Source organism: Hydrogenophaga electricum (assembly GCF_030160815.1).
Classification (GTDB): domain Bacteria; phylum Pseudomonadota; class Gammaproteobacteria; order Burkholderiales; family Burkholderiaceae_C; genus Hydrogenophaga; species Hydrogenophaga electricum.
Genome location: NZ_BSPB01000107.1, coordinates 1 through 4,227 on the forward strand (window position 1 = coordinate 1; position 4,227 = coordinate 4,227).

Here is a 4,227-nt window from a genome sequence, read left to right on the forward strand (position 1 = left end):
GGGCGCGCCGCCGGCACCGGGGCGTAGCGGTCGGCGGGCTCGGCCTCCTCCGAAACGGGCGCGCCTTCGGGGTCCGGCGCAGGCCGGCGGCCCAGCGCCGCCCGGGCCGATTCAGACAGGTTCTTCCAACGTGGCCACATGGGCTTCTCCTCCGGTTTTCGGGGCCAACCCACCGCGGGTTCGCCATGGCCTGCATCGTTCCGGAAGCCGCCGGAAGTCTCAATGCGGCCGGCGGGTGGCTTGGCGGACGGGCGCGGAAGAAAAACTCACAGGCCCTGCGCGCAGCGCGCTTCGATAATCGGCGCCATGGACACCATCGCCGTGATTGAGGACGACCGCCCGACCAGCGACCAGCTGGCCGGCTGGATCCGGGCCGCGCGCCCGGAGCTGACCGTCCACCAGTGGCACGACCGCGACAGCGCCGAAGCCGCCCTGGCGCGCGAGCGCTACGACCTGGTGGTGCTCGACATCGAGCTCGGCCGCGAGCGCCACGCGGGCGTGGCCGTCATCAACACCATCAACAAGCTGCACCAGGGCACGCCGGTGCTGGTGGTCTCGGCGATGCCGGCGGCGATCTACCGCGGCATCATGAAGGCGCTGGACGCCTGGGACTACCTGCAGAAGACCCACTTCGACGAGGCCGAATTCGTCGAAACCTTCCTCGACATCCTGCGCGCCTCGCGCGCCCGGCGCGGCAGCGACCCCGAACCCGCCACCGAAGACGGGCTGAGCCTGGACCCGCTGTGGCAGCGCAACCCGACCTGGCGCGGCCAGCGCATCAACCTGCCGCTGACGGCGCAGCGCATCCTGGCCACGCTGGTGCAGAAAAAGGGCCAGACGGTGAGCTACGAAGAGCTGTACGAGGTGGTCAAGAGCGGGCGCAACCGCGACAACGTGCGCAAGCACGTGAGCGCCATCCGCGACGCCTTCCGCGACCTCGACCCGGCGTTCGACGCGATCGAGAACGTGCCGATGCGGGGCTTCCGCTGGTCGAGAGGATGAAGCACCCCCTGCGCCGCTTCGCGGCATCCCCCTCTCCTTCACCCTCTCTCGCCTGCGTCGGGAAGGGGACCGCACCAACAGTCTGGCGAAGCCGGTTCCGCGGTACGCCTCGACAAAGCACGCGCGCCGGGGGATTTCGGGTCGCATGACATGAAACTGGGGCCACTGGACCTTCCTTCGCTGCCCGCGCTGGCGCTGCCGCGGCTGCCGCTGTCGGCGTTCCGCCGCCGCCTCGTCTTCCACGGCGTGTTCCTGCTGCTGGCGCTGGCCGTGGTGGTGCTGGCGGTGACGCTGCTGGCCGAAGAAAAGCAGCGCAGCCGCGACCGCTACGAGTCGGGCTTTCGCCAGCGCCTGTCGACCCTGACCGCACAACTGCGGCACCCGACCGGGCAGCTCGCGCTCATCAACGCCGGCGCCGCGCCGGCCGCCGGGCCAGGGCGCGTGCCCGTGGTGCTGCCGTTTTCGGCGCTCGACTATTCGGACCCGTTCAAGGCCCGGCAAGCGGTCGAAATGAGCGGCTGCGCCGTGCACTGGCCCGAAGACGGCGGACAACTGTGCGTGGGCGTGGGCAACAGCGCCTACGCGGGCGGCGTGGTCTATCTGGTGGCCGACCTGGTGCTGCCGCCGGCCCTGCCGCGCGAGCGCGGCACGCTGGCCCTGGACGGCGTGAGCCACGCGGTGATCCGGGCCGACACCACGCAAGGCAGCGAACGCTGGGTCGCGCCGCTCGAAGCGCCCGCCGACGGCCCGGTGGCGCAGGACGACGGCGGCCTGCGCGGGCGCCTGACGGGTTTCGCCGGCGAGGGCCGCATGCTGGTCAAGGGCTCGCGGCCGGTGCGCGATTTCCGCGGCTGGCTCTGGCAGGAGGCCAGCTGTGCTCAGCCCGAGCAGGCGCTGCCCGGTTGCGCGCGGCGCACCCTGCTGTCGCTGCGCGTGCCGATCGAGGCCTGGCGCCGGGCCCTGTTCGCCAAGGGCCAACGCACCTGGCCGCCGGCCGACCTGGACCAGACCCGGCTGCGGCTGCAATGGATCGGGCCGGCCGGCGAGACGCTGTTCGACAGCGACCGCGCCGGGGCCGTGCAGCCGTTTTCGCTGCAGCACCTGGCCGCCACGCTGTCGGCCGGCGAGACGCTGCGCATCGAACGCCTGGGCCCGGGCGAGCCCCAGCTGGTGACCGCGCTGCGCGGCCAGGACAGCCCCGAAGCCGCCGCGCCCTGGCTCACGCGCCTGGTGCTGCGCCTGCCGTCGGCCGACACCCGCACCCAGGTGCAGGCCAGCGAAACCGTCAACACCTCCAGCGGCCGCTACCAGTTGCGCCTGAGCGGCGAACTGGCCAGCGTGGACCGCAACCTCAGCGCCACCGCCACCCGCATGAGCGGCTTCGTCGGCGCGATGCTGGCCGCCATCGCGCTGGCCTGGCTGCTGATCGAGGTCGGCCTGATCCGCCGCATCGCGCTGCTGACGCAGCGTGCCGCGGCGCTGAACTACAACATGAAGGACCCGCAGATCGAGCGCCGCCTGGGCGATCTGGACGTGAGCGACATGGCCGGCCGCGACGAGATGGGCATCCTGGCCAGCACGCTGGCCGCGCTGCTGCAGCGCGTCAAGGAAGGCGTGCGCCGCGAGCACCTGCGCAACGAGCAGGAGCGCGAGATGTGGCACGCCGTGGGGCACGAAATCATGTCGCCGCTGCAGTCGCTGATGGTGCTGCACGGCGACCCGCAGGACCCGAGCCACCGCTACGTCAGCCGCATGCAGCAGGCGGTGCGCGTGCTCTACGGCAGCGCCTCGCCCAGCGAAGCCATCACCTCGGCCACGGTGGACATCGATGCGCTGGACCTGAACGCGTTCCTGGCCCACGTGGCCGAAAACGCGCCCTACGCTGGCATCGCCGACGTGCGCTACATCCGCGCGCCGGACCCGGTGTGGGTGCAGGCCGACGAGCACTCGCTGGAAGACGTGGTGACCCACGTGCTGCGCAACGCCGACCGCTACCGGCTCGCGGGCACGCCCGTCACGCTGAGTCTGGACACCAGCGATGCCGCCATGGCCCGCGTCGGCATCCACAACCAGGGCCCCGCCATCCCGCCCGAACTGCGGGAACGCATCTTCGAATTCGGCGTGACCGACGGTGCCGCCACCGGCGCGGGCGAAGGCCGGGGCCAGGGCCTGTTCGTGGCCCGCACCTACCTGGCGAAAATGGGGGGCACCATCGCCGCCACCCACACCGGGGACGGCGTCCGTTTCGACATCCGCCTGCCCCGCACCACCGTGCACCCGTTTCCATGAGCCGCATCGCCGTCATCGACTTCGAAACCACCGGCATCTCGATCAGCCAGGGCAGCCGCGCCACCGAGGTCGCCATCGTGCTGATGGAGAACGGCCAGCCGGTGGACCGCTACCAGAGCCTGATGAACGCGGGCGTGTCCATCCCGCCCTTCATCACCCAGCTCACCGGCATCACCAACGCCATGGTGGCCGCCGCCCCGCCGGCCACGCAGGTGATGGCCGAGGCCGCGCGCTTCGTGGGCGACACGCCCATGGTGGCGCACAACGCCGGCTTCGACCGCCGCTTCTGGCAGGCCGAACTGGCGCTGGCCGGCCTGCCGGCGCCGCAGCCGTTTGCCTGCACGGTGCTGCTCTCGCGCCGGCTCTACCCCGACGCGCCGAGCCACAAGCTGGGCATGCTGGCCGAACGCTTCGCGCTGCCGCGCAACGGCGCCGCCCACCGGGCCCTGGTCGACGCCGAAATGGCCGCGTGGCTGCTGGTGCGCATCCAGCACGACCTGCGCGAACGCCACGGTGTGGCCGAGCCGGACCACGCCTTCCTGTGTGCCCTGCAGACCTGCACGACCAAGGCGCTGCCGCGCTTCCTCGCGGCCAACGGCCGCCGGCCGGTGCACTGAGCCGACGACCTGGCCCGTTCGCGCCCTCAGGCGTCGGCCGACGGGGCAGCGGCCGGCGGCGGAACGGTCTCCGGCACCGCTTCGGCGTCCAGCGGCGGGTGGGCCAGCGATTCGGGCGGGCCCTTCTGGCGGCGGTTCAGCCGGCCCTGGGCCAGGTAGTGGCCCATGCGCCAGATGTGGTGAGCGCTGCGTTCGATCCAGCGGTAGCTGTCGGTGCGGCGCAGGGCGTCGGACGCGCCCGCGGCGCCGCTGGCCGCCTGGCCCAGCACGGCCTGGCGGTGCTGGTTGGACAGGCCCGTCAGCGCCACGGCCTCCAGCT

Annotated in this window: 3 protein-coding genes and 1 pseudogene; 3 read left to right on the forward strand and 1 reads right to left on the reverse strand. The window is 72.3% G+C overall.

Features of this window, described 5'->3' with window-relative positions:
• The first annotated feature begins 306 nt into the window (after positions 1-306).
• The 3 genes from QQK43_RS22745 (at position 307) to QQK43_RS22755 (ending at position 3,908) form a co-directional block, all read left to right on the forward strand.
• Positions 307-1,002 (forward strand): response regulator transcription factor, encoded by a 696-nt coding sequence (locus QQK43_RS22745; protein WP_284309570.1) that lies wholly within the window; start codon positions 307-309, stop codon positions 1,000-1,002.
• 150 nt (positions 1,003-1,152) lie between these two features.
• The gene (locus tag QQK43_RS22750) at positions 1,153-3,291 is read left to right on the forward strand and encodes a sensor histidine kinase (RefSeq protein WP_284309571.1); all 2,139 of its coding nucleotides are present in this window, start codon (positions 1,153-1,155) and stop codon (positions 3,289-3,291) included.
• A complete protein-coding gene (locus QQK43_RS22755) occupies positions 3,288-3,908 on the forward strand; it encodes a 3'-5' exonuclease (protein WP_284309572.1) in 621 nt (206 codons plus the stop codon). The genes QQK43_RS22750 and QQK43_RS22755 overlap by 4 nt, the downstream gene beginning before the upstream one ends.
• Before the next feature lie 26 nt (positions 3,909-3,934).
• Here QQK43_RS22755 and QQK43_RS22760 read toward each other — a convergent pair.
• A pseudogene (locus tag QQK43_RS22760) lies at positions 3,935-4,227 on the reverse strand (hypothetical protein); the annotation flags it as partial.